Raw genomic sequence first — 22,833 nt, forward strand, 5'->3', positions numbered from 1 at the left:
TTGGGAACACACCTGCATAGCAGGTGGTTTATTTTTATTGCCAATACAAAAAAAGCCACAAGCCGGCTTTCACCAGCTTGCAGCTTACAATACCTAATATTTCTTATCTTATTCTTCCGGAACATCCTTAATACTGAAACTAATACGTCCCATCTTATCTTTGCCAAGGCAGATTACTTTCACTTTATCACCAAGTGTAAGCTCGTCCTCTACATGATTGATGCGGCGATTTGCAATATTTGAAATGTGAACCATTCCCTCTTTGCCAGGCGCAAACTCGATGAAAGCACCAAAATCTTTAATGCTGACAACGGTTCCCTCAAGGATCTGGCCCTTTTCAAAATCCGTTACAATAATCTCAATGAGGCGAAGTGCTTCGTCCATTGCCTCTTTGTCTGTTCCGCAAACCGAAACAGCACCATCATCCGTAATATCGATTTTAACACCGGTACGCTCAATCAATGCGTTGATTGTCTTACCTCTCTGACCAACAACTTCACCAATCTTAGCCGGATCAATCATAATCTGTTTAATCTTTGGAGCGTAAGCATTTACTTCTTTTCTAGGCTCTGCAATTGCTTTTGCCATAACCTCATCTAAGATGTAAAGGCGGGCTTCTCTTGTTCTTGCAATAGCCTGCTCCACGATTTCTCTTGTCAAACCATGAATCTTAATATCCATCTGGATGGCAGTAATACCTTTTTTCGTACCGGCAACTTTAAAGTCCATATCGCCGAAGAAATCTTCAAGCCCCTGAATATCTGTCAAAATCAAGTAATCATCATCGGTATCACCGGTTACCAAACCAACGGAAATACCAGCAACTGGTGCTTTAATCGGAACACCGGCAGCCATCAATGATAAGGTAGATGCACAAATACTACCCTGAGATGTAGAACCATTGGATTCCAAAATTTCGGATACGGTACGGATTGCGTATGGGAACTCTTCTTCGCTAGGAAGAACAGGAACCAAAGCACGCTCTGCCAAAGCACCATGTCCGATTTCACGACGTCCCGGTCCTCTGGATGGTCTTGTCTCACCAACGGACCATGATGGGAAGTTGTAGTGATGCATATATCTCTTGGATGTTTTTGTAATATCCAAACCATCTAATTTCTGTTTCTCTGAAAGGGGAGCCAATGTTGTAACATTCAGCACCTGTGTCTGTCCACGGGAGAACAAACCGGAGCCATGTACAGTCGGAAGTACATCAACTTCAGCATGAAGTGGACGAATCTGTTTTACCTCACGGCCATCCGGACGTTTGTGGTCTTTCAGAATCATCTTGCGGACTGTAACTTTCTGGAATTTATAAACAGCCTCATCAATAAAGGAAATCCAGTCCTCATGCTCCTCTGCATAACGCTCTTCCAAACGGTCTTTAATACCGCGGATATTTTCTTCACGAACCTGTTTTACATCAGTAAATACAGCTTCTTCCATAGCTTCCGGTGTAATGAAATTAACCATGTCATTCCACATATCTTCCGGAATATCGAAATGCTCATACTCGTGTTTTTCTTTACCACACTCAGCAACAATCTTGTCAAAGAACTCGATAATCTGTCCATTCAACTCATGGGCACCATAAATTGCCTGAATCATCGTCGCTTCATCAACTTCATTTGCACCGGCTTCAATCATGATAACTTTATCTCTTGTGGAAGCAACAGTAAGTGCTAAGTCAGAAACCTCACGCTGTGCGCTTGTCGGATTATAAACAAGTTCACCGTCAACCAAACCAACCTGTGTTGCTGCGGTCGGACCATCAAACGGAATATCCGAAATACTGGTAGCCAGTGCAGAACCAAGCATAGCAACAAGTTCTGGTGCACAATCCTGGTCAACATCCATAACTAAGTTTTCCAGTGTTACATCATTTCGATAATCTTTTGGGAACAATGGACGCATCGGGCGGTCAATTACACGACAAGTCAAAATTGAGTTATCGCTTGGTTTCCCTTCACGTCTTGTAAATCCTCCCGGAATCTTTCCGATGGAATACATCTTTTCATGATATTCTACGCTTAATGGGAAGAAATCAATTCCCTCTCTTGGTTTCTCGGATGCTGTTGCCGTAGAAAGGACAACTGTATCACCATAGCGCATAAATGCAGCGCCATTTGCCTGAGCAGCTACACGTCCAATGTCAACTGACAAAGTACGTCCTGCAAGCTCCATTGAAAATGTCTTGTACATACTTTTTCTCCTTTATTTTTATTTCGAGATGCCGAAACCACTGAAAAACCCACTGTATCAATGAGCTTTTCAGAAGTCTCGGTGTCATCTCAATTTACATACAAAATTCATTATACACAATCTTTGCAAAAAAAGCAACTTTCCTTATTCCGGATAACTGATAGCGTCATCGGGCCACTTTAAAACCTCATCGTGAAACAGCGGCACACGCATCAGACCGGCTCCAAATAAGTACGCACGGTCACGCTCCGCAATCTCTTCTAATGTACGCCATGTCACACCGACAATCGTTTGTTCCGACTCCGATAATTCCGGGTCAATTCCCTTGTGTGGAACCGCATCATCCGGAATTTCTACCAAAAATGTAAAAATCCGACTTTCCAAATCCGGTTTATATTCAATGGCAAGCGGACGCACAATTTTTCCACTCACGCCTGCTTCTTCGTTTAACTCACGCAAAGCTGCTTCTTCCGGTGTCTCATTTTCCTCAATTCCGCCACCTGGCAGATTAAAGAAATCTCTTCCTTTCATTCTGTGTTCTACAAGCAGTAATTTGCCATCCCGGCAAACCATAGCCTGACTGCGATTTCGTTTCATTTTCTCACCTTTTTAAGAAAAATTTTTTTCATAGAAAGAGTGCCTTCAATCAAACAATATCCATTTGACGAAAGCACTCAACTCATACAAATTATTTACGCAAACCAAGTTTTTCAATCAGCGCACGATAACCTTCCAAATCTGTCTTCTTCAGATAATCCAAAAGGCCTCTTCTCTTACCAATCATTTTGTACATACCACGACGAGAATGATGATCTTTCTTATTCTCTTTCAAGTGCTCTGTCAAAGTGTTAATACGCTCAGTAAGAAGCGCTACCTGAACTTCCGGTGAACCTGTATCATCCGGTGTTCTTCCATAAGCTGCAATAATTTCTTTTTTCTTTTCTGTAGTCATCATTGTGACGTACCTCCTAAATATTTTCTTATCACCATTTACTAAGATCCGGTCGGAGTTTCCGTAATCTGAGTAATGGCTATTTGCTATCATAACACAATTTAAGTTCGTTGTAAACCTTTATTTCGTGTCAATCGTAGCAATATCTACTAATGTCAATTCATTTTTCTCAGAATCCTCTAACGCAGTCAAAAGTGCATTTGCCGTATCTAAAGAAGTCAGACAGGTAACACCGGTCTCAATAGAAGTACGGCGGATGAGGAAACCATCGTGGGAATGTTCACCCTGTTTTGGAATATCAATTACCAAATCAATCTCATGACCAAGCAGCAAATCCATCAGTGTCGGGGATTCCTGCTCAATCTTGTTGACACCGATAACCGAAACGCCATTCTCGCCTAAGAACTTAGCTGTTCCGCGTGTCGCATAGATTTCATAACCAAGTGCCTGGAAACGTCTGGCAACGGAAATTGCTTCGTCTTTCGAGTTATCATTTACCGTAAGAATCATCTTCTTGTATTTCGGAAGATTGATTCCGGCTCCCATAAAGGCTTTGTGAAGTGCCTCATTAAATGTTTTTGCGATACCTAAGCACTCACCGGTTGACTTCATCTCAGGTCCTAAGCTGATTTCTGCACCGCGCAGTTTCTCAAAGGAGAATACCGGCATCTTAATTGCGATGTAATCCGATTTTTTCGCAAGTCCCGGTGTGTAACCCATATCCGTGATTTTTTCACCAAGGATTACGCGGGAAGCCAGTTTTACAATCGGAATTCCGGTTACTTTGCTGATATATGGTACCGTTCTTGACGAACGAGGGTTTACTTCAATCACATAAACTTCATCGTTATAAACAATAAACTGAATGTTAATCAAGCCGATTACATGAAGGGATTTTGCAAGTTTTGCCGTATAATCGACTAAAACTTCCTGAACTTCAGGTTTAATGCTCATGGCAGGATAAACAGAGATACTATCACCGGAGTGAATACCGGCACGCTCTACGTGCTCCATAATACCAGGAATCAAAATATTCTCGCCATCACATACAGCATCAACCTCAACCTCTTTACCCATGAGGTACTTATCAACAAGAATTGGATGTTCCTGCACATGGCGGTTGATAATTGACATAAATTCACGAATATCATCATCATTAATCGCAATCTGCATGCCCTGTCCACCAAGTACATAAGATGGACGGACAAGAACCGGATACCCAAGTTCATTTGCTGCCGCTAATGCCTCTTCTGTTGTAAATACGGTTTTTCCTGCCGGTCTCGGAATCTTACACTGCTCTAAGATTTCATCAAACAGCTCACGGTCTTCGGCCGCATCTACATTCTCTGCACTTGTTCCCAAAATCGGAACTCCCATTTTGAGAAGTGCTTCTGTCAGTTTGATTGCTGTCTGTCCACCAAACTGGACAACCGCACCATCCGGTTTCTCAATATCCACGATATTTTCTACATCTTCCGGTGTCAATGGCTCAAAGTACAATTTATCTGCCACATCAAAGTCCGTACTTACCGTCTCCGGATTGTTATTTACAATAATTGTCTCATAGCCGCTCTGCGCCAGTGACCACACACTGTGAACCGAACAGAAGTCAAACTCGATACCCTGACCGATTCGGATTGGACCGGAACCAAGAACCATGATTCGTTTTCTGCCCTTATCTTTGGAAACTTCCGTTTCGCTGCCAAACACGCTGTAATAATATGGCGTACTTGCCTCAAACTCAGCCGCACAGGTATCAACCATCTTAAACGAAGCAACGATTCCATTTTCATGGCGCATATCGTGAATCTCACGCTCTGTCATGCCGGTATAGTTAGCAATAACAACATCCGGGAATTCCATTCGTTTTGCTTCTGCCAAAATTTCCGGTGTCAATTTTTCGTTTTTCAAAGTCTGTTCCATCTCTACCAGATGGGCAATTTTATCAATGAACCACAAATCGATTTTTGTAATGTCATGAATTTCTTCATAGGTAGCACCCTTGCGAATCAGCTCGGCAATAATAAAGATACGGCGGTCATCAACAATGTGGATACGCTCTAGCAGTTCTTCTTTGGAGCGGTCACTGTAACGCCCGATATCCAGACTGTCAATATGCTGCTCCAGTGAACGGAGTGCTTTCATCAACGCACCTTCAAAGTTATCACAGATACTCATAACCTCTCCGGTTGCTTTCATCTGTGTCGTCAAAGTACGTTTTGCCTTGATAAATTTATCAAATGGCAGTCTCGGAATTTTTACAACACAGTAATCCAGTGCCGGCTCAAAACTTGCAAAGGTTTTCTTCGTAATGGCATTTGGAATTTCATCCAGTGTATATCCTAACGCAATCTTTGCTGCTACTTTTGCAATCGGATATCCGGTCGCCTTAGAAGCAAGTGCGGAAGAACGGCTGACACGAGGGTTTACCTCGATAACACAGTATTCAAAACTGTCCGGATGAAGTGCAAACTGCACATTACATCCACCGGTAATACCAAGTTCTGTAATAATATTTAATGCTGAAGTACGAAGCATCTGATACTCTTTGTCACCTAATGTCTGAGACGGTGCTACTACAATACTGTCACCGGTATGCACACCAACCGGGTCAATATTTTCCATGTTACAAACGGTAATACAGTTTCCTGCCGCATCACGCATTACCTCGTACTCAATCTCTTTCCATCCGGCGATACAGCGCTCAATCAAACACTGTCCGACACGGCTCAGACGAAGACCATTGGAGCAGATATCATGCAGTTCTTCTTCGTTATGTGCGATACCGCCGCCGCTTCCGCCAAGGGTATATGCCGGGCGGATAACAACCGGATAACCGATTTCGTTGGCAAATGCAATCGCATCATCCACATGTTCCACGACAATACTTGCAGCAATCGGCTCGTGGATTTTTTCCATTGTCTCTTTAAATTCCAAACGGTCTTCTGCACGCTTAATTGTCTGTGCAGTCGTACCAATCAGACGAACATTTTCCTGCTTTAAAAAGCCGGATTCCTCTAATTCCATCGCAATATTTAACGCAGCCTGTCCACCCAGTGTTGGGAGCACGCTGTCCGGTCTTTCCTTGCGAATCAGTTTCTGAACCACTTCAACGGTCAATGGCTCAATGTAAACACGGTCAGCAATATCTTTATCGGTCATAATGGTAGCAGGATTGGAATTAATAAGCACTACTTCCATTCCTTCTTCTTTCAGAGAACGACAAGCCTGCGTACCGGCATAATCAAATTCGGCAGCCTGTCCAATAACGATTGGGCCTGAACCGATTACTAAAACTTTTTTGATTTCATCCATTTTTGGCATTGTATGTATCCTCCTTACTCTTCCATCATCTTGATAAATTCATCAAACAAAACTTCCGAATCCTTCGGTCCGGCACAAGCTTCCGGATGAAACTGAACCGTGAAGATATTTTTCTGTAAATAACGAAGTCCTTCAACTGTGCCATCGTTGACATTTACAAAGGCAACCTCGGCAATCTCTTTTGGCACCGAAGATTCTTTTACCATGTAGCCATGGTTCTGGGAAGAAATGTATACGCGTCCGGTTTTTAAGTCCTTGACCGGATGATTTGCTCCGCGGTGGCCATACTTCATTTTCTCCGTGTCACAGCCACAGGCAAGTGCCATTAACTGGTGTCCCAAGCAAATTGCAAAAATCGGAATATCCGATGCATACAGTTTTTTCAACTCTTCAATGACTTCTGTGCATTCTTTCGGATCCCCCGGTCCATTCGTCAGCATAATGCCGTCCGGATGGGAAGCAAGAATCGTTTCTGCTTTCGTTTTTGCCGGATAAATTGTAACTTCACAGCCACGTTTTAACAAACATCTGGCAATGTTAAATTTCGTTCCAACGTCAAGAATAGCAACCTTCTTTGTAATAGAAATGTTGCTATCGGTATCTAAATCGCCCGGTTTATAGGAAACAATTTCCTTTGTAGTTACTTTGTCAACTACACCGCGAACGGAATATTTTTTAATTTTTTCAAGAACGGCAGATAAATCCTCAGGTTTTTCTGTGGTAATCATGCCATTCATTGTTCCTTTTTCTCTGAGTCGTTTGGTGAGGGCTCTTGTATCAATTCCTTCAATTCCCGGAATGTCCTGCTCTACAAGAAACTGCTGAATACTTTCTTCTTTTCTGAAGTTGCTTCCAAGTCTTGCCAGTTCTCTTACAATAAATGCATCGGTATTTGACTTTTTCGCCTCTTTGTCTTGATTACAAATACCATAATTACCAATTAACGGATAGGTCATTACTACTGCCTGTCCGGCATAACTTGGGTCCGTGAGCACTTCAAGATATCCTGTCATTGACGTATTAAAAACAATTTCGCTAATGACTTCTTTTTTACTGCCTATGCTTTTTCCGGTAAACACAGTTCCGTCTTCCAGTATCAGATATGCGTTCATGTTATCCTCCTTTAATCGAATGCCAGAATCATCTCCGCAGTTTCCACAAGATTGTTTCCGCTGTCCATACTAAGTTTCTGGATATATTTATGGGCTTCTTCTTCAGACAAATGGTTTCGCTCCATCAGAAGAGCCTTGGCATCATCAATTGATTTTTGTTCTTTTTCGGATCGTTTCCTTGGCTGGTATCTTCTCTTTCTTTTCTCCGCTGCGTAAAGTTCCATTGCCATTGTTTCAATGGTACTTACTAATTCATGCGAATGAATCGGCATAGACAAACACATAATGCTGCCAATTGAGCATTCCTGCAATTTGGCAGGCGATGCTACTAAAAGCATCTGAAATTCCCGCGGCAGATAGCCATACAATTCACTGTAATGCATGTCTGTTAAACGATATCCGCACAACACAATACCGCCGTCACATTCATTGGCGGCTGCAATCACTTGCGATGCACTATTAAATGCTAGTATATCATCATATCCGCTCCGATTCAAAACATTTTTTATTTTTTTCGCATCATCCAGCTTAGGAAACGCTACTATAATGCGCAGAATCGTTCACACCTCCCCGTAGAAAAGTATCAAAATAAGCGGTATCCGGACTAAATTCGGTCCAGATACTTCTCAACTTCCCATGCGGTTACCTGTTCGCAAAATTCATCCCATTCCTGTTTTTTCTTCTGGATGATTATGCGTGACAACTCTTCTCCATATACTTTATGGAAAAATTCGTCTTTTTCAAATGCCTGTACCGCCTCAATCAAAGTTCTTGGCAGAATGTCAAATTCCTGTGCCCCCTCTAAATCATCAATACAGGTTGGTGGCTCGATTTTATTTCGGATGCCGTCTAATCCGGCAGCTAAACATCCTGCTAAAACCAAATATGGATTACAGGAGCCATCCGGACTTCTCAATGCTACACGCGGTCCCATCTCACCGGTACTTGTCATACGCATAAGCGGAGTACGGTTTTTACGTGACCATGTAATATTAACCGGTGCATTGTATCCCGGCACCAAACGTTTATAAGAATTGATAATCGGATTGTTAATTAAAGTAAGCCCTTTAATATGGCGCATAATTCCACCCATGAAATAGTATGCTGTTTTGCTCAGACCATACTCTTCATCCGGGTCACTGAAAATGTTCTCACCATCTTTGCTCAAGAACATGTTAAAGAACATCGCAGAACCTTTTTTACCATAATTTGGCTTTGGCATAAATGTAGCATGAAGTCCATGTCTCTTTGCTACGGTACGAACAGTAAGTTTAAACGTCATAATATTATCGGCTGTCTGAATTCCATCATCAAATTTGAAATCGATATGATGCTGGCACACTTCATTGGAGTGATATGAAGATTCCATCTCAAATCCCATCTCGGACAAAGAAAGCACGATATCACGTCTTGCATTTTCTCCGGCATCAACCGGTCCGATGTCAAAAAATCCACCTTTTTCACTGGTATTTGTCGTTGGCTGTCCATCTTCCGACATATCAAAGAGGAAAAATTCCGATTCTGGTCCGACATTTAACGTATAGCCGTCTTTTGCCGCTTCTTCAATTACTTGTTTTAAAATATAACGGGAATCTCCCATGAAAGGAGTTCCATCCGTATGACGCACATCACAAATAAAACGTGCTACACGGCCTCTCTGCGGTCTCCAAGGGAAAATTGTAAAAGTATCCAAATCCGGAACTAAAACAAGTTCATCCACATGCATCGTATCAAACCCATTAATCGCAGCGGCATCAAACGTGCATCGGTTATTCAAAATAGAGTCCAACTGTTTGGCTGTTACTGCCATGTTTTTCAAAATTCCAAAAATATCCACAAATTGCAGACGGATAAATTCTACATCCTCCTCTTCTACAATACGAATGATATCTTCCTTTGTGTAATGCGACATAGTTTATTCTCCTTTCCATATGAAATCCGGCAGCAGTTCTCTGCCACCGGATAATTGTACCCTTTAATTGAGGTTGGTATAACCCATCAAATCTTTATCAACTTCACGGGCTGCCTCTCTTCCCTCGCGGATTGCCCAGACAACCAAGGACTGTCCACGGTGCATATCGCCCGCTGTAAAGATTCCTTTCTGGCTGGTGCTGTATTCGCCCTGCTTCGTCTGCACATTTGTGCGGTCCGTACATTTTACGGCAAATTCTTTTGTAACATACTCCTCGGAGCCTAAAAATCCTGCCGCAATAAAGACGAGGTCAACATCTAAAATTTGTTCACTCCCCGGAATTTCGCTCATCTGCATGCGTCCGGTCTTTTCATCTTTCTGCCAGTTAAGCTTCACGATTTTGACCTGTTTCAAATCACCTTTATTATCCTTGATAAATTCTTTTACCGTGGTCTCATAGATTCGCGGGTCACTGCCAAAGACAGCGATTGCTTCCTGCTGACCGTAATCGGTCTTAAGAATTTTCGGCCACTCCGGCCAAGGATTGCTTGCCAAACGGCAAACCGGCGGTTTTGGCATCATTTCTAGCTGAACGACACTTTTAGCCCCCTGACGAATTGAGGAACCAACGCAGTCATTTCCGGTATCACCGCCTCCGATAACGAGTACATTTTTATCTTTGGCATTGATATAATCCGTATACTGCGGATTGCGTAAATGCTTGGTTACTCGTTTCAAATAATCAACGGCAAAATAAATACCTTTGGCATCTCTGCCGGGAGCATTGATGTTACGAGGGTTTGAAGCGCCACAAGTCAAAATGACGCGGTCAAATTCTTTTTTCAACTCATCGGCTTTTACATCCACACCGACATTCACACCGGTACGGAAAACAACCCCTTCTGCTTTCATTACTTCTATTTTACGTTCTATTACCGATTTGTCAAGTTTCATATTCGGGATTCCATACATCAAAAGTCCGCCCGGATAATCCTCGCGTTCAAATACGGTCACGCTGTGTCCACGTTTATTCAACTGGTCAGCGGCCGCAAGTCCGGATGGACCGGAACCTACAATCGCTACTTTTTTGCCTGTACGGACTTTTGGAGGTTTTGGTCCCATCAATCCGTGTTCATAACCATATTCGATAATGGCATTTTCATTTTCCTTAATCGTTACCGGTGAATCATTCAATCCACAGGTACATGCAGCCTCACAAGGAGATGGACAGACACGGGAAGTAAATTCCGGAAAATTATTTGTCTTAAGCAGTCTGCCAAGTGCCTGTTCGTATCCGTTACGATAAACCATATCATTCCACTCAGGAATTAAGTTGTTTAACGGACAGCCGCTTGCCATACCACCAATCATCATGCCTGACTGACAGAACGGAACACCGCAGTCCATACATCTGGAAGCCTGCACACTGCGCTCCTCTTCACTCATCGGTACATGAAATTCATTGAAGTTTTTAATGCGTTCAAGTGGCTTTATCTCAAGGTTGTTCTCTCGTTTATATTCCATAAATCCGGTTGGTTTACCCATTGTAATCATCCTTTCTTTCTTCGTTTTCAAAAAATCTTAGCGTGCTTTTTTCAACTGGTAAAATGCTTCAATCTGTGCCTGCTCATTGCTCAGTCCCTTTTCTTCCATCTGGGCAATTGCCTGTAACATTGCCTGATAATCATGAGGAATGATTTTCTTGAATTTTGGCAGGTACTCACTAAAGTTTGCTAAAATTTCTTTACCACGTTCCGAATCGGTTGCTTCTACATGCTCACGAATCATATCTTTCAACTGCATAACGTCGTATTTATCCGTTACTGCATTGGATGATACCAGCTCTTTATTCAGTTTGAGATACAAGTCACTATTTTCATCCAGTACATAAGCGATACCACCGCTCATACCGGCTGCAAAGTTCTTTCCGGTCGGACCTAAGACAACGACACAGCCGCCTGTCATATATTCACAGCCGTGGTCGCCAACACCTTCTACAACAGCGTGTGCACCGGAGTTTCTGACACAGAAACGCTCGCCTGCCATACCGTTGATATAAGCCTCACCGCTTGTCGCACCATACAAAGCAACATTACCGATGATAATGTTATCTTCTGCTTTGTACTGTACATTTTCCGGTGGAAAGACAACCAGTTTACCACCGGAAAGTCCTTTTCCGAAGTAATCATTGCTGTCACCTTCCAACGTAAGCGTAAGTCCTTTTGGAATAAAGGCACCAAAACTTTGTCCGCCGCTTCCGATACATTCTACCGTAAAGGTATCGGCCGGTACATCGTCTCCTAAGTTCTTTGTGATTTCAGAACCAAGAATTGTGCCAAGTGCACGATCCACATTGCTGATTCTTGCACTAATTTTTGCCTTTTCTCCGGTTTCCAGCGCATGCTTAAATTTCTTTAAGAATACTTTCTCATCCATTGTCTTTGACAATTTAAAATCATACGCATCTTTCGGATTATATAAATGTTTTTTATCTTTTGCAAATGGATTATCAATAATTGCGGACAAATCCAGTTTCTTCGTTCTTTCATCATCCTGAATGTCATCACGCACTTTCAATAAATCCGTACGTCCAATCAACTCATCAAGCTGTCTTACTCCAAGTTTTGCCATCAGCTCACGAACTTCTTCTGCGATAAAACACATGAAGTTTTCAACGTATTCCGGTTTTCCTTTGAATCGTTTTCTCAGTTCCGGATTCTGGGTTGCCACACCAACCGGGCAGGTATCCAGATTACATACACGCATCATCACGCATCCCATCGTAACAAGCGGTGCGGTTGCAAAACCATACTCTTCAGCACCAAGCAATGCTGCTACCATAACATCACGGCCGGTCATCAGTTTACCATCTGTCTCAATCACAACTTTTGAGCGGAGTCCGTTCATCATCAGTGTCTGGTGTGTCTCGGCAAGACCAAGCTCCCAAGGAAGTCCGGCATTGTGAATCGAACTTGCCGGAGCTGCACCGGTACCACCATCGTAACCGGAAATCAGGATGACGCCTGCACCGGCTTTTGCTACGCCGGCAGCGACTGTACCAACACCTGCTTCCGATACCAGTTTTACGGAAATTCTGGCATTGGTATTTGCACATTTCAAGTCGTAAATCAACTGTGCCAAATCCTCAATCGAGTAAATATCATGATGAGGCGGCGGGGAAATAAGGGATACACCCGGTGTTGAAAGTCTTGTTTTTGCAATCCAAGGATAAACTTTTCCACCCGGCAGATGTCCGCCTTCACCCGGTTTTGCTCCCTGTGCCATCTTAATCTGAATTTCTTTTGCACTTACTAAATAATGAGAGGTGACACCAAATCGTCCGCTTGCTACCTGTTTAATTGCGGAGCAGCGGTTCAAACCGTCTTTTCCAATGGATAGACGCTCTAAACTCTCACCGCCCTCACCACTGTTGGATTTACCGTGTAAGCGGTTCATCGCAATCGCTAATGTCTCATGTGCTTCCTGTGAAATAGAACCATAAGACATCGCACCGGTTTTGAATCGTTTGACAATGCTTTCAACCGGCTCAACCTGCGAAAGCGGAATTCCCTTTTTCGGGAATTTGAAGTCTAACAAACTTCTCAAATTCATGAAGCGGTCTTCATTATCGATTTCTCTTGAATATTCTTTAAATAATTTATAGTCTTTCTGCCAGGTTGCCTGCTGTAAAAGATGAATCGTCTTTGGATTATAAAGATGATCTTCTTTTCCACTGCGCGACTTGTGCATACCCAGACTATCAAGTGTCGTATCGTTACCAAGATCCAATGGGTCAAAAGCACGCGTATGAAGGTTCTCTACTTGTGTCTCAATATCCTGAAGCGAAATACCACCGATTCTGGATACCGTGTCGGTGAAGTACACATCTGTCACTTCCTTGGAAATGCCAATCGCCTCAAAAATCTTGGATCCCTGATAAGACTGAATTGTTGAAATACCCATCTTTGATGCAATTTTTACGATACCGTGAAGGATGGCTGAATTGTAATCATCCACAGCAGCATAGTAATCTTTGTCAAGCATGTTGCAGTCAATCAAGCGTTTGATGGTATCCAGCGCCAGATATGGGTTTACGGCGCAGGCACCATAACCTAATAAGGTGGCAAAGTGATGAACTTCTCTTGGCTCTGCACTCTCTAAAATCATAGCAACACTCGTTCTTTTCTTTGTGCGTACCAAATGCTGCTGCATTGCGGACACCGCCAACAAAGAAGGAATTGCCACATGGTTTTCATCGACACCACGGTCTGAAAGAATCAATACATTAACACCATCTTTGTAAGCTCTGTCTGCTTCCAAAAACAGTCGGTCAATTGCCTTTTTCAAAGAAGTATTTTTATAATAAGTAATCGGAATAACACCAACTTTGAATCCCGGCACATCCATGTTTTTAATTTTCAACAAATCCGTATCGGTCAAAATCGGATTCTTAATACGAAGCACACGGCAGTTTTCCGGCTGCTCATGTAACAGGTTTCCATCCTCGCCAATGTAAGTTGATGTTGATGTTACTACTTCCTCACGAATCGCATCAATTGGTGGGTTTGTTACCTGTGCGAAACGCTGCCTGAAATAGTTAAACAACGGCTGTGGCTGTTTGCTAAGCATCGGAAGCGGTGTGTCATGTCCCATGGCTGCAATCGGCTCGCCACCATTTTGAGCCATTGGAAGAATGGAATTTTTCACTTCTTCATATGTGTAACCGAATGCTTTCTGAAGTTTTCTCCGCTCCTCATTGCTGTAGTGCTCCACACGGTGGTTCGGAATGTGAATGTCTTTTAATTCTACCAGGTTGCTGTCTAACCACTCACCATAAGGACGGCGGGATGCATATGTCTCTTTCAAAACATCATCATCCACTAATTCTCCTTTTACCGTATCAACCAAAAGCATTTTACCCGGTCTTAAGCGGTCTTTTTTAATGACATGTTCTTCACTGATTGGCATAACACCGACCTCGGAAGAAAGAATCAATTCATCCTCATCCGTAATATAATAACGGGAAGGACGCAGACCGTTTCGGTCGAGCACGGCACCAACCAAATCACCATCTGAGAACAAAATGGAAGCCGGGCCATCCCATGGCTCCATCATCGTTGCATAATATTGATAAAAGTCTTTTTTCTTCTCACTGATATAACGGTTGTTTGCCCAAGGCTCCGGAATTGTAATCATTACGGCAAGTGGCAGTTCCATACCACTCATTACCAGAAATTCCAGTGTGTTATCAAGCATCGCCGAGTCTGAACCGCTGGCATTGATAACCGGAAGTACTTTGTGAAGTTCTCCTTTTAACTGCTCGGATTCCATCGTCTCCTCACGGGCAAGCATCTTATCTGCATTACCGAGAATGGTATTAATCTCACCGTTGTGTACGATAAAACGGTTTGGATGAGCACGCTGCCAGCTCGGCTGTGTGTTTGTCGAGAAGCGGGAATGTACAATCGCAATCGCGGATTCATAATCGACATCCTGCAAATCATCGAAGAATAAGCGAAGCTGCGAAACCAAAAACATTCCTTTATATACAATTGTACGGGAAGAAAGTGAAACTACATAAGTATTTTCATTGGACTGCTCAAAGACACGTCTTGCAATGTATAATTTACGGTCAAAATCCAGTCCCTTTTCGACTTTCTTTGGTTTCTTTACGAAACACTGCATGATATACGGCATACATTCCACGGCACGTTTTCCAAGAATATCCGGTGCAATCGGTACTTCACGCCATGCAAGAAATTCCATTCCCTCTTTGGCAATGATATTTTCAAACATTTTCTTTGCCTGATTTCTTTTTAACTCATCCTGTGGGAAAAAGAACATACCGACACCATATTCACGCTCTCCTCCGATGTCAATACCAAGCTTTTCTGCCACTTTACTGAAAAACTTATGAGAAATCTGTAAGAGAATACCAACACCATCTCCTGTTTTTCCTTCGCCGTCTTTTCCTGCGCGGTGTTCAAGATTGGCAACAATCTCTAACGCATTTTTTACGGTACTATGCGTTTTCTTTCCTTTAATATTGACAATTGCGCCAATACCGCAGTTATCATGTTCAAACCGAGGGTCATACAAGCCAATCGGTTTCCGTTTACATTCTTCTACATATTCACTCATCGAAATTCCTCCTTGTATTTGACGTATGGAATAGTCACTCGTGTTCCCGTCTGTCAAAAATATTTTTTGACTACAAAAGGCGTCAAAAGAGTATAGTTCAATACTCTTTTGACGCCTTTGTCTTTTCACATTATATAACAGGAAAAGTAAAAACGCAAGAAAAATTTTTCAATAAGCAGTAAATAACCGAAAAACGTTTATTCACCTTGTTCTTCTTCCAGTTCCTGCATCACTTCTTTTTCCGCTTCGTCCTTAAAGGTCTCGATTGTTTCCTGATTTAAAATTGGCAAATCATCCAGTGATTCCAAGCTAAAGTAGCGAAGGAATTCTTCTGTCGTACCAAATAAAATCGGCTTTCCCGGGGCATCCAGTCTTCCGGCTTCTGCAATCAAGCCATATTCTACTAATTTATTTACCGCATGACTGCACGATACCCCGCGGATTTTTTCAATTTCCAAACGGGTAATCGGCTGCTTATAGGCAACAATAGATAACGTTTCCAAAAGCACATCCGTCAAAACATGTTTTTTCGGAATATGAGCTACCTTAATCAGATACTCATACATTTCCGGCTTTGTACACAACTGGAAAGAACCATCTAACTCAATGAGATGAATTCCTCTGTCTTCTTCATCATACCTAGTCATCATACTGCGGATAATTTTGCGCACGGTATCTTCATCATGGTCTACGGCAGCAGCCAGACGTTCAATCTCGACAGCCTCTCCCATGGAAAATAATATTGCCTCCACAACGGCTTCTAACTTTTTTATATTCACTGTTCTTCCTCCTGCTCCTTGCCGGGATTATATGTAATGATAATGTCATCAAATAACTTGTCCTGTTCAATCGTAAACTTCCCGGTTTTCATCATTTCCAATATACCTAGAAATGTGACAATCACATAACTTTTTCCGGAACCGTTTTCCAGCACTTTACGAAAGCTGAACTTTTTATGCAGCATCGCATATTCCTCCAAAAAAATCATGTGGTCTTCTATGTTAATTTCTTCTTTTTCAATCTTGCCAAACTCACTTCGGATTGGATCGATTTTGTCCACCTGCTTCTGCATCACGGAATCAAAAATGGTTTGCAGTTTGCGAAGCGTTACATCGGAAAGCAATTCCTCATAATCGACTTCATCTTTATAGTTTTTTATCTCGTCCGGAATCGTAGGTTCTTTAAAAAACACTTTTCCGGCATCTACCTGTCTGTCCTTTAGTTCAAAGGATGCATATTTGTACATTTTATATTCTAAGAGCCGTTCCACAAGTTCTTGCCTTGGATCTTCTTCCTCTTCCTGTTCCTCTTCTTCTGCAGGCAAAAGCATCTTGGATTTGATTTTTACAAGCGTCGCCGCCATCACAAGGAACTCGCTCATGACATCCATATCTTTGGTGTCCATTTTTCTGACATAATCAAGATATTGCTCCGTAATGAGAACAATCGGAATGTCGAAAATATCTACTTTATTCTTTTCAATCAAGTGAAGAAGTAAGTCCAACGGACCATCAAACACTTCTAACTTTACTTGCAGTTCCATCTGTTTTGCCCCCTTAGCAAATGTACACTTTTTTTAGCGTTACCTATCTATAATACCCTATTTAGACTTATCTTGGCAAGTGATTTTTATGACGCTTATCTCCGGGCGGTTAAAAAAACGAAGTTTAATATGGTGAAGTCCCATCCCCCGGCTGAGTATCATCTTTTTCCCGTTTTCCTCAAACTCACCGGAATCATACTTTGGAAAAAATCGAAGGCTCGGCGAAATCACGCCACCAAGCCACGGCAGCCTCATAATGCCACCATGGATATGTCCGCTTACCGTAAGGTCAGCTCCCCATTTTGCATAACTTTTAAAATATTCCGGATTATGTGCAAGCAGAATTGAAAATTTGTCTTTCTTTACACTGCCTAACAATTTTTCTACTTTCTCTTTGGAAAATTCTCTTTTTTGCCAAACTTTATGATACCAATATTCCGGCAAGTCAAGTCCATAAATATCGACTTCACCACAAGACACTGCCTCATTTTTTAGATACTTTATTCCCATTTGTTTTAAGTTCTGCTGATACACTTCATACTCCGGCATACGAATTTCATGATTGCCGGGTGCATAAAAAATAGGTGCCACGGAAATGATTTCTTTCAAAAACGCTGTCACGCTCTCCGTATGGTTTCCGTTTTTCACCGTCATGTCTCCCGCAATCAAAAGAATATCGGGATTCTGTCTCTGTATCATCTGCACATATTTATCTTTTTTGCGCCCCCGGCAGCAGGCATGTAAATCTGTAAGCAGGAGTGCTGTTGTGTCTTCTTTGATTTTTTCTGATTGTATGTGATACTCTTTCGTTATTGGAAAATGATTTTCCAGAATACCATCCAGTAGTAAAAGGACTGCTATCCCAAGCAGAATCATAATAACTGTTAGCATATGGCTGCTCCTAAATTTGTTTTTAAGAGTATTATAACATATTTTAGGAGGATGCGGTGATAGTTTTTTTGAGGTTTGTTTGTATCAAGTGTTTGTTGGCACTTTTTTGTTTTCCGTAATTCCGTAGAAAAGCTTTGCGTCTCGTGGGCGCTTTCGCTCGTTGAGTGCGTAGCGGTATGGGCACTGAAACTACCAGTGCCGCATACCGACGTACTCAAAACCCACGAGTCACAAAGTTTTTCTACGGAATTACTGGAACCCAAAGAAACTGGCAGCGAACGCTTAACACAAACAACAAAAAAACTGGCAGCGAATATTTGTCCCAGTTTTTCTAACAATCAAGTTTCAAAATTATATGTAACAAACGATATTAGTGCTTAGTTAAAAAGAAATTCAATTCGTGAGAGACTATAACGCGAAGCGTTATCCTGTCTCGACACGAATTGAATTTCTTTTATATTTTTATCGTATCTCTTTCGCAGCGGCTACCATGTTCCGCAGGCTGGCGTCTGTTTCTTTGACTCCTCTGGTTTTCAAACCACAATCCGGATTTACCCAGAGTTTATCCGGCTCAATCTTTTCAAGCATTCCTTTTAATGCCGTCACAATTTCCTCGACTGACGGTACACGTGCCGAATGGATATCGTATACGCCCGGTCCAACCTCTGTTTCAAAATGATTGTCACGGAGAGCATCCAAAATCTGCAAATCAGACCGGGATGCCTCAAATGTAATTACGTCCGCATCCATATCGTCAATCGCCTTGATAATATCATTAAACTCACTATAGCACATATGTGTATGAATCTGTGTTTCCGGTTTTACCCCGCTGTGCGTGAGACGAAAAGCAGGGATTGCAAAATCCAGATATTCCGAGTACCAATCCGATTTACGAAGCGGCAGTTTTTCGCGAAGAGCTGCCTCATCAATCTGAATCATACGAATACCATTCTTCTCCAAATCAAGCACTTCATCCCGGATTACAAAGGCAATCTGCATCATGGATTCTTCGATGGAAATATCTTCTCTAGGGAAGGACCAATTTAAAATCGTAACCGGTCCGGTCAACATTCCTTTCATAATTTTATCGGTCTGTGACTGTGCAAATACGGACCAGTCCACGGTTATCGGTTTGTCGCGGTACACATCGCCCCAGATAATCGGCGGTTTTACACAGCGTGTGCCGTATGACTGCACCCATCCGAATTTGGTAAACAAAAATCCCCCTAAAGACTCACCAAAGTATTCCACCATGTCATTTCTTTCATATTCACCATGGACAAGTACATCCAATCCAATCTCTTCCTGCCAGCGGATACATTCTGAAATCTTTTCACGGTTAAAAGCTACATATTCTTCTTTCATTTTCTCGCCTCTACGGTAAGCCGAACGGTTTGCTTTTACATCTTTGGTCTGCGGGAAGGAACCAATTGTTGTCGTTGGGAAAATCGGAAGACCGAGAACCTCTTTCTGTCTCTTCTGACGTTCCTTTCTCGCAGGCGTTCTCACATAATCTTCATCCTTCACTTGTTTTAGGCGATTTTTCACTTCTTCCTTTACGCAGTCTCTTCCTGCCAAAAAAAGACTTTCATTTACCTTTAACAAAACGGAATCTAAAAAGTTCTCATTCTCTGCAAGTACCTTCAAATCACGCAGTTCCGATAATTTTTCTTTTGCAAAAGCAAAGTGCTTTTTATATTCATCGGACAATTCTTTCTCCTGTTCTATTGTGTAAGGAACATGAAGTAAAGAACATGAAGTCGACAACACCGTGTGAATCCCTTTTTCCTTCAACTCTTGCAGTGCCCGGAGTGTTTCTTTATAATGATTTTTCCAAATATTTTTACCATTAACCAATCCGGCAAACAATATTTTATCCTTTGGAAATCCATACTGTTCAATCAATTTTTTCGTCTGTTTTCCTTCCACAAAGTCCAGACCAACTCCTGCAAATGGCAATTGAATCAAATCATGATATACATCACGGACATCACCAAAATAGGTCTGTACCAATACCTGACAGGACTGTGCCGATGGCAGAATTTCAGAATAAATCTTACGAAACAGTGCTAAATCCTGTTCTGTCATATCAAAAACCAAGGACGGCTCATCGAACTGAATCCACGAAACCTCATTTTTATCGCAAAGTTTCAGTAATTCCTTATATGCCAAAATGACATCATCGACAAAATCCTCTGCCGTTTTTGTACCGGTATAACGGCATAATTTCAATAACGTATATGCTCCCGGCACAACCGGTTTTACCAAAATTCCGAGTTCTTTTGCTTCCTCAAACTCACTTAGAAGTTTTTTCCCGGAAAAAGAAATGACCGTATCATCCTCAACCTCCGGAACAATATAATGGTAATTTGTATTAAACCATTTTTTCATTGCCAGTGCCTTTACATCTCCCGCTTCCCCCTGATAGCCACGTGCCATAGCAAAATATGTGTCAAGCTCTGACAAATTCAACTTCTGATAACGCTTTGGGATAATTCCGCACATAACAGCGGCATCCAAGATACCATCATAATAGGAAAAATCATTGCAGGAAATATAATCAATTCCTGCCTCTTTTTGTATTTTCCAGTGTGTTTTTCGCAAGGTTCTCCCTGTTTCTAACAATTCTTCTTCTGTTATTTCATTTCGGAAATATTTTTCCGATGAAAATTTTAATTCGCGCAATGCCCCAATCCTTGGGAATCCAATAACGGCTGTTTTCATAATATCCTCCTTCAAATCATTTTTTCAATCCTAGAATTTAAATTCATTATAACCTCTCATGTTTTGTTTGTATAATACCGAAAACAAGCGCTTTTATATAGTTTCAAACTATAGTCATATTTTTTCCTTCCACGCCATAGGATGTAACAGATTCTTTGAAGACAGGATGAAAAACCAACATGAAACAACTTTTTGGAATTTTTATATTGGCAGTTTTATCACTATTTTTTGCGGTTCCATTTTCCTATGCCCATTCTAAAGCTCCTGCCGGGAGCACCGAATCTTCCAGTGGTCAAGCTGTAAATCTTACTGCCAAAGCGGCTGTTTTGATTGAAGGAAATTCCGGACAAATTATTCTGGAAAAAAATAAGGATACCGAGCTTGTACCAGCCAGCATCACAAAGATTATGACGTTGACCTTGATTATGGAAGCTTTGGAAAAAGGAAAAATTCAACTCACCGATTCTGTCAGTGTAAGCGAATATGCTGCCAGCATGGGTGGCTCACAAGTATTTTTAGAACCAAATGAAACCCAGACAGTAGACACCATGATTAAATGTATCAGCATCGCCAGTGCAAATGATGCCGCTGTTGCCATGGCAGAAAAAATTGCCGGTTCAGAGCCAAATTTTGTAAGGAAAATGAACGAAAAAGCAAAAGAACTTGGCATGAAACACACACAATTCAAAAACTGTACCGGTCTCGATGACGATATCAAATCCGGGCATTTTTCCAGTGCCTATGACGTAGGTCTTATGTCCCGCGAGTTAATTATGAAACATCCCGGCATTTCCAAATATTCAACCGTATGGATGGACACAATTATCCACAAAACCAAAAAGGGTGAATCGCAGTTTGGTTTAACAAATACAAACAAACTTGTACGTTTTTATGATGGAATAACAGGATTAAAAACCGGATCAACCAGCAAAGCAAAATACTGTCTCAGTGCAACAGCAAAGCGAAATGGATTAAATCTGATTGCTGTTATAATGGCTGCACCGGACCATAAAGTCCGTTTTTCAGAAGCCCAGTCATTATTAGATTATGGATTTGCCAACTGTTCTCTCTATCAGGACGATTATTCCGGCATGAAGTTTGACTCTCCTTCTGTCCGTGGTGGAATCCCTGAAAAATTAACGGTGTATCCAAAACAATCATTTTCACATACTTTTTCCGCTGCTTATGAAAAAAATAAAATCAAGAAGAAGATAACATATCAGGAATTAAAGGCTCCAATCAAAAAAGGAACTGCCGTGGGATTTATCACTTATTCCTATCAGGGAAAAACGCTTGGCAAAGTTCCCCTCCTTGCTATGCAGGACATAAAAAAAGCCGGCTACACCGACTATTTACTGATGGCACTTGACCGGCTGCTGATGGCGGGGTGATGGAAAAAAAATCAATTTGTGAGAGACGGGATAACGCTTCGCGTTATAGTCTCCCACAAATTGATTTCTTTATTTCTAATAATCTATTATATTCTTTTGCTGTTGTTATAATATTTTTGAGTTTTCCCTACATCTGCTCAATATATTTGTCATGGCCAAGTTTATCCAGTTTCTCTGCCTTTGCCATAACGCCATCTTTCATTTCTTTCTTATAATCTTTTAACTTAGCCCGCAAATCTTTATCCGAAATTGAAAGCATTTTAGCTGCTAAAATAGCGGCATTTGCTGCTCCATCGATAGCGACAGTAGCAACCGGAATACCGGATGGCATCTGTACAATCGAATACAAACTGTCGACACCGCCAAGGCTCTTTGTATGAATCGGGATACCAATAACCGGAAGGTCAAATAACGCCGCACACATACCCGGAAGATGAGCAGCACCACCGGCTCCTGCGATAATCACTTCAACGCCACGCTCTTCTGCTTTTGTTGCGTAGTCAACAAATACATCCGGCATACGGTGAGCCGAAATAATCGTCATCTCATATTCAATTCCAAATTTCTCAAGCATATCTGCTGCTTTTTTCATAACCGGAAGGTCTGAATCACTTCCCATTAAGATACCTACTTTTGCCATC

15 protein-coding genes are annotated in these 22,833 nt (G+C 41.8%); 1 reads left to right on the top strand and 14 read right to left on the bottom strand.

Annotated features, from left to right (window positions below; translation table 11 throughout):
• Window positions 1–108: 108 nt before the first annotated feature.
• The 13 genes from DW005_RS07825 to metE form a co-directional block, all read right to left on the bottom strand.
• On the bottom strand, window positions 109–2,202 hold the full coding sequence (locus DW005_RS07825; protein ID WP_117478835.1) for a polyribonucleotide nucleotidyltransferase: 2,094 nt from the start codon (window positions 2,200–2,202) through the stop codon (window positions 109–111).
• A gap of 144 nt (window positions 2,203–2,346) precedes the next feature.
• Complete coding sequence (locus DW005_RS07830) at window positions 2,347–2,799, bottom strand: NUDIX domain-containing protein (protein ID WP_117478836.1); 453 nt, start codon at window positions 2,797–2,799, stop codon at window positions 2,347–2,349.
• 91 nt (window positions 2,800–2,890) lie between these two features.
• The gene (gene rpsO / locus DW005_RS07835) at window positions 2,891–3,157 is read right to left on the bottom strand and encodes a 30S ribosomal protein S15 (RefSeq protein WP_022376940.1); all 267 of its coding nucleotides are present in this window, start codon (window positions 3,155–3,157) and stop codon (window positions 2,891–2,893) included.
• 117 nt (window positions 3,158–3,274) lie between these two features.
• The gene (gene carB, locus DW005_RS07840) at window positions 3,275–6,478 is read right to left on the bottom strand and encodes a carbamoyl-phosphate synthase large subunit (RefSeq protein ID WP_117478837.1); all 3,204 of its coding nucleotides are present in this window, start codon (window positions 6,476–6,478) and stop codon (window positions 3,275–3,277) included.
• A gap of 14 nt (window positions 6,479–6,492) precedes the next feature.
• The gene (locus DW005_RS07845; protein WP_022376942.1) at window positions 6,493–7,590 is read right to left on the bottom strand and encodes a carbamoyl phosphate synthase small subunit; all 1,098 of its coding nucleotides are present in this window, start codon (window positions 7,588–7,590) and stop codon (window positions 6,493–6,495) included.
• An 11-nt stretch (window positions 7,591–7,601) separates the two neighbouring features.
• Window positions 7,602–8,087 carry an ANTAR domain-containing protein gene (locus DW005_RS07850; protein ID WP_022376943.1) on the bottom strand — a complete coding sequence of 162 codons (486 nt, stop codon included), beginning with the start codon at window positions 8,085–8,087 and terminating at the stop codon, window positions 7,602–7,604.
• Between the two features lie 107 nt (window positions 8,088–8,194).
• Window positions 8,195–9,502 (bottom strand): glutamine synthetase family protein, encoded by a 1,308-nt coding sequence (locus tag DW005_RS07855; RefSeq protein WP_117478839.1) that lies wholly within the window; start codon window positions 9,500–9,502, stop codon window positions 8,195–8,197.
• 63 nt (window positions 9,503–9,565) lie between these two features.
• Window positions 9,566–11,047 carry a glutamate synthase subunit beta gene (locus tag DW005_RS07860; RefSeq protein WP_117478840.1) on the bottom strand — a complete coding sequence of 494 codons (1,482 nt, stop codon included), beginning with the start codon at window positions 11,045–11,047 and terminating at the stop codon, window positions 9,566–9,568.
• Window positions 11,048–11,083: 36 nt separating this feature from the next.
• Complete coding sequence (gene gltB / locus DW005_RS07865; protein WP_117478841.1) at window positions 11,084–15,643, bottom strand: glutamate synthase large subunit; 4,560 nt, start codon at window positions 15,641–15,643, stop codon at window positions 11,084–11,086.
• 197 nt (window positions 15,644–15,840) lie between these two features.
• Window positions 15,841–16,422 carry an SMC-Scp complex subunit ScpB gene (gene scpB / locus DW005_RS07870; RefSeq protein WP_022377651.1) on the bottom strand — a complete coding sequence of 194 codons (582 nt, stop codon included), beginning with the start codon at window positions 16,420–16,422 and terminating at the stop codon, window positions 15,841–15,843.
• Window positions 16,419–17,186, bottom strand: coding sequence for a segregation/condensation protein A (locus tag DW005_RS07875; RefSeq protein ID WP_117478842.1), 768 nt, complete (start codon window positions 17,184–17,186; stop codon window positions 16,419–16,421). The genes scpB and DW005_RS07875 overlap by 4 nt, the downstream gene beginning before the upstream one ends.
• Before the next feature lie 57 nt (window positions 17,187–17,243).
• Window positions 17,244–18,077 (bottom strand): metallophosphoesterase, encoded by an 834-nt coding sequence (locus DW005_RS07880; RefSeq protein WP_117478843.1) that lies wholly within the window; start codon window positions 18,075–18,077, stop codon window positions 17,244–17,246.
• Between the two features lie 462 nt (window positions 18,078–18,539).
• Window positions 18,540–20,801, bottom strand: a complete 2,262-nt coding sequence (metE, locus tag DW005_RS07885; protein WP_117478844.1) for a 5-methyltetrahydropteroyltriglutamate--homocysteine S-methyltransferase — start codon at window positions 20,799–20,801, stop codon at window positions 18,540–18,542.
• Window positions 20,802–20,980: 179 nt separating this feature from the next.
• Between metE and DW005_RS07890 the strand changes: the two genes are divergently transcribed.
• Window positions 20,981–22,192 carry a D-alanyl-D-alanine carboxypeptidase family protein gene (locus tag DW005_RS07890; protein ID WP_117478845.1) on the top strand — a complete coding sequence of 404 codons (1,212 nt, stop codon included), beginning with the start codon at window positions 20,981–20,983 and terminating at the stop codon, window positions 22,190–22,192.
• Window positions 22,193–22,319: 127 nt separating this feature from the next.
• On the opposite strand, the gene purE is transcribed toward DW005_RS07890, so the two are convergent.
• Window positions 22,320–22,832, bottom strand: a complete 513-nt coding sequence (gene purE / locus DW005_RS07895) for a 5-(carboxyamino)imidazole ribonucleotide mutase (RefSeq protein WP_022377644.1) — start codon at window positions 22,830–22,832, stop codon at window positions 22,320–22,322.
• Between the last annotated feature and the right edge of the window lies 1 nt (window position 22,833).

The sequence above is a fragment of the Clostridium sp. AF36-4 genome, from assembly GCF_003435975.1.
GTDB lineage: Bacteria > Bacillota > Clostridia > Lachnospirales > Lachnospiraceae > Eubacterium_F.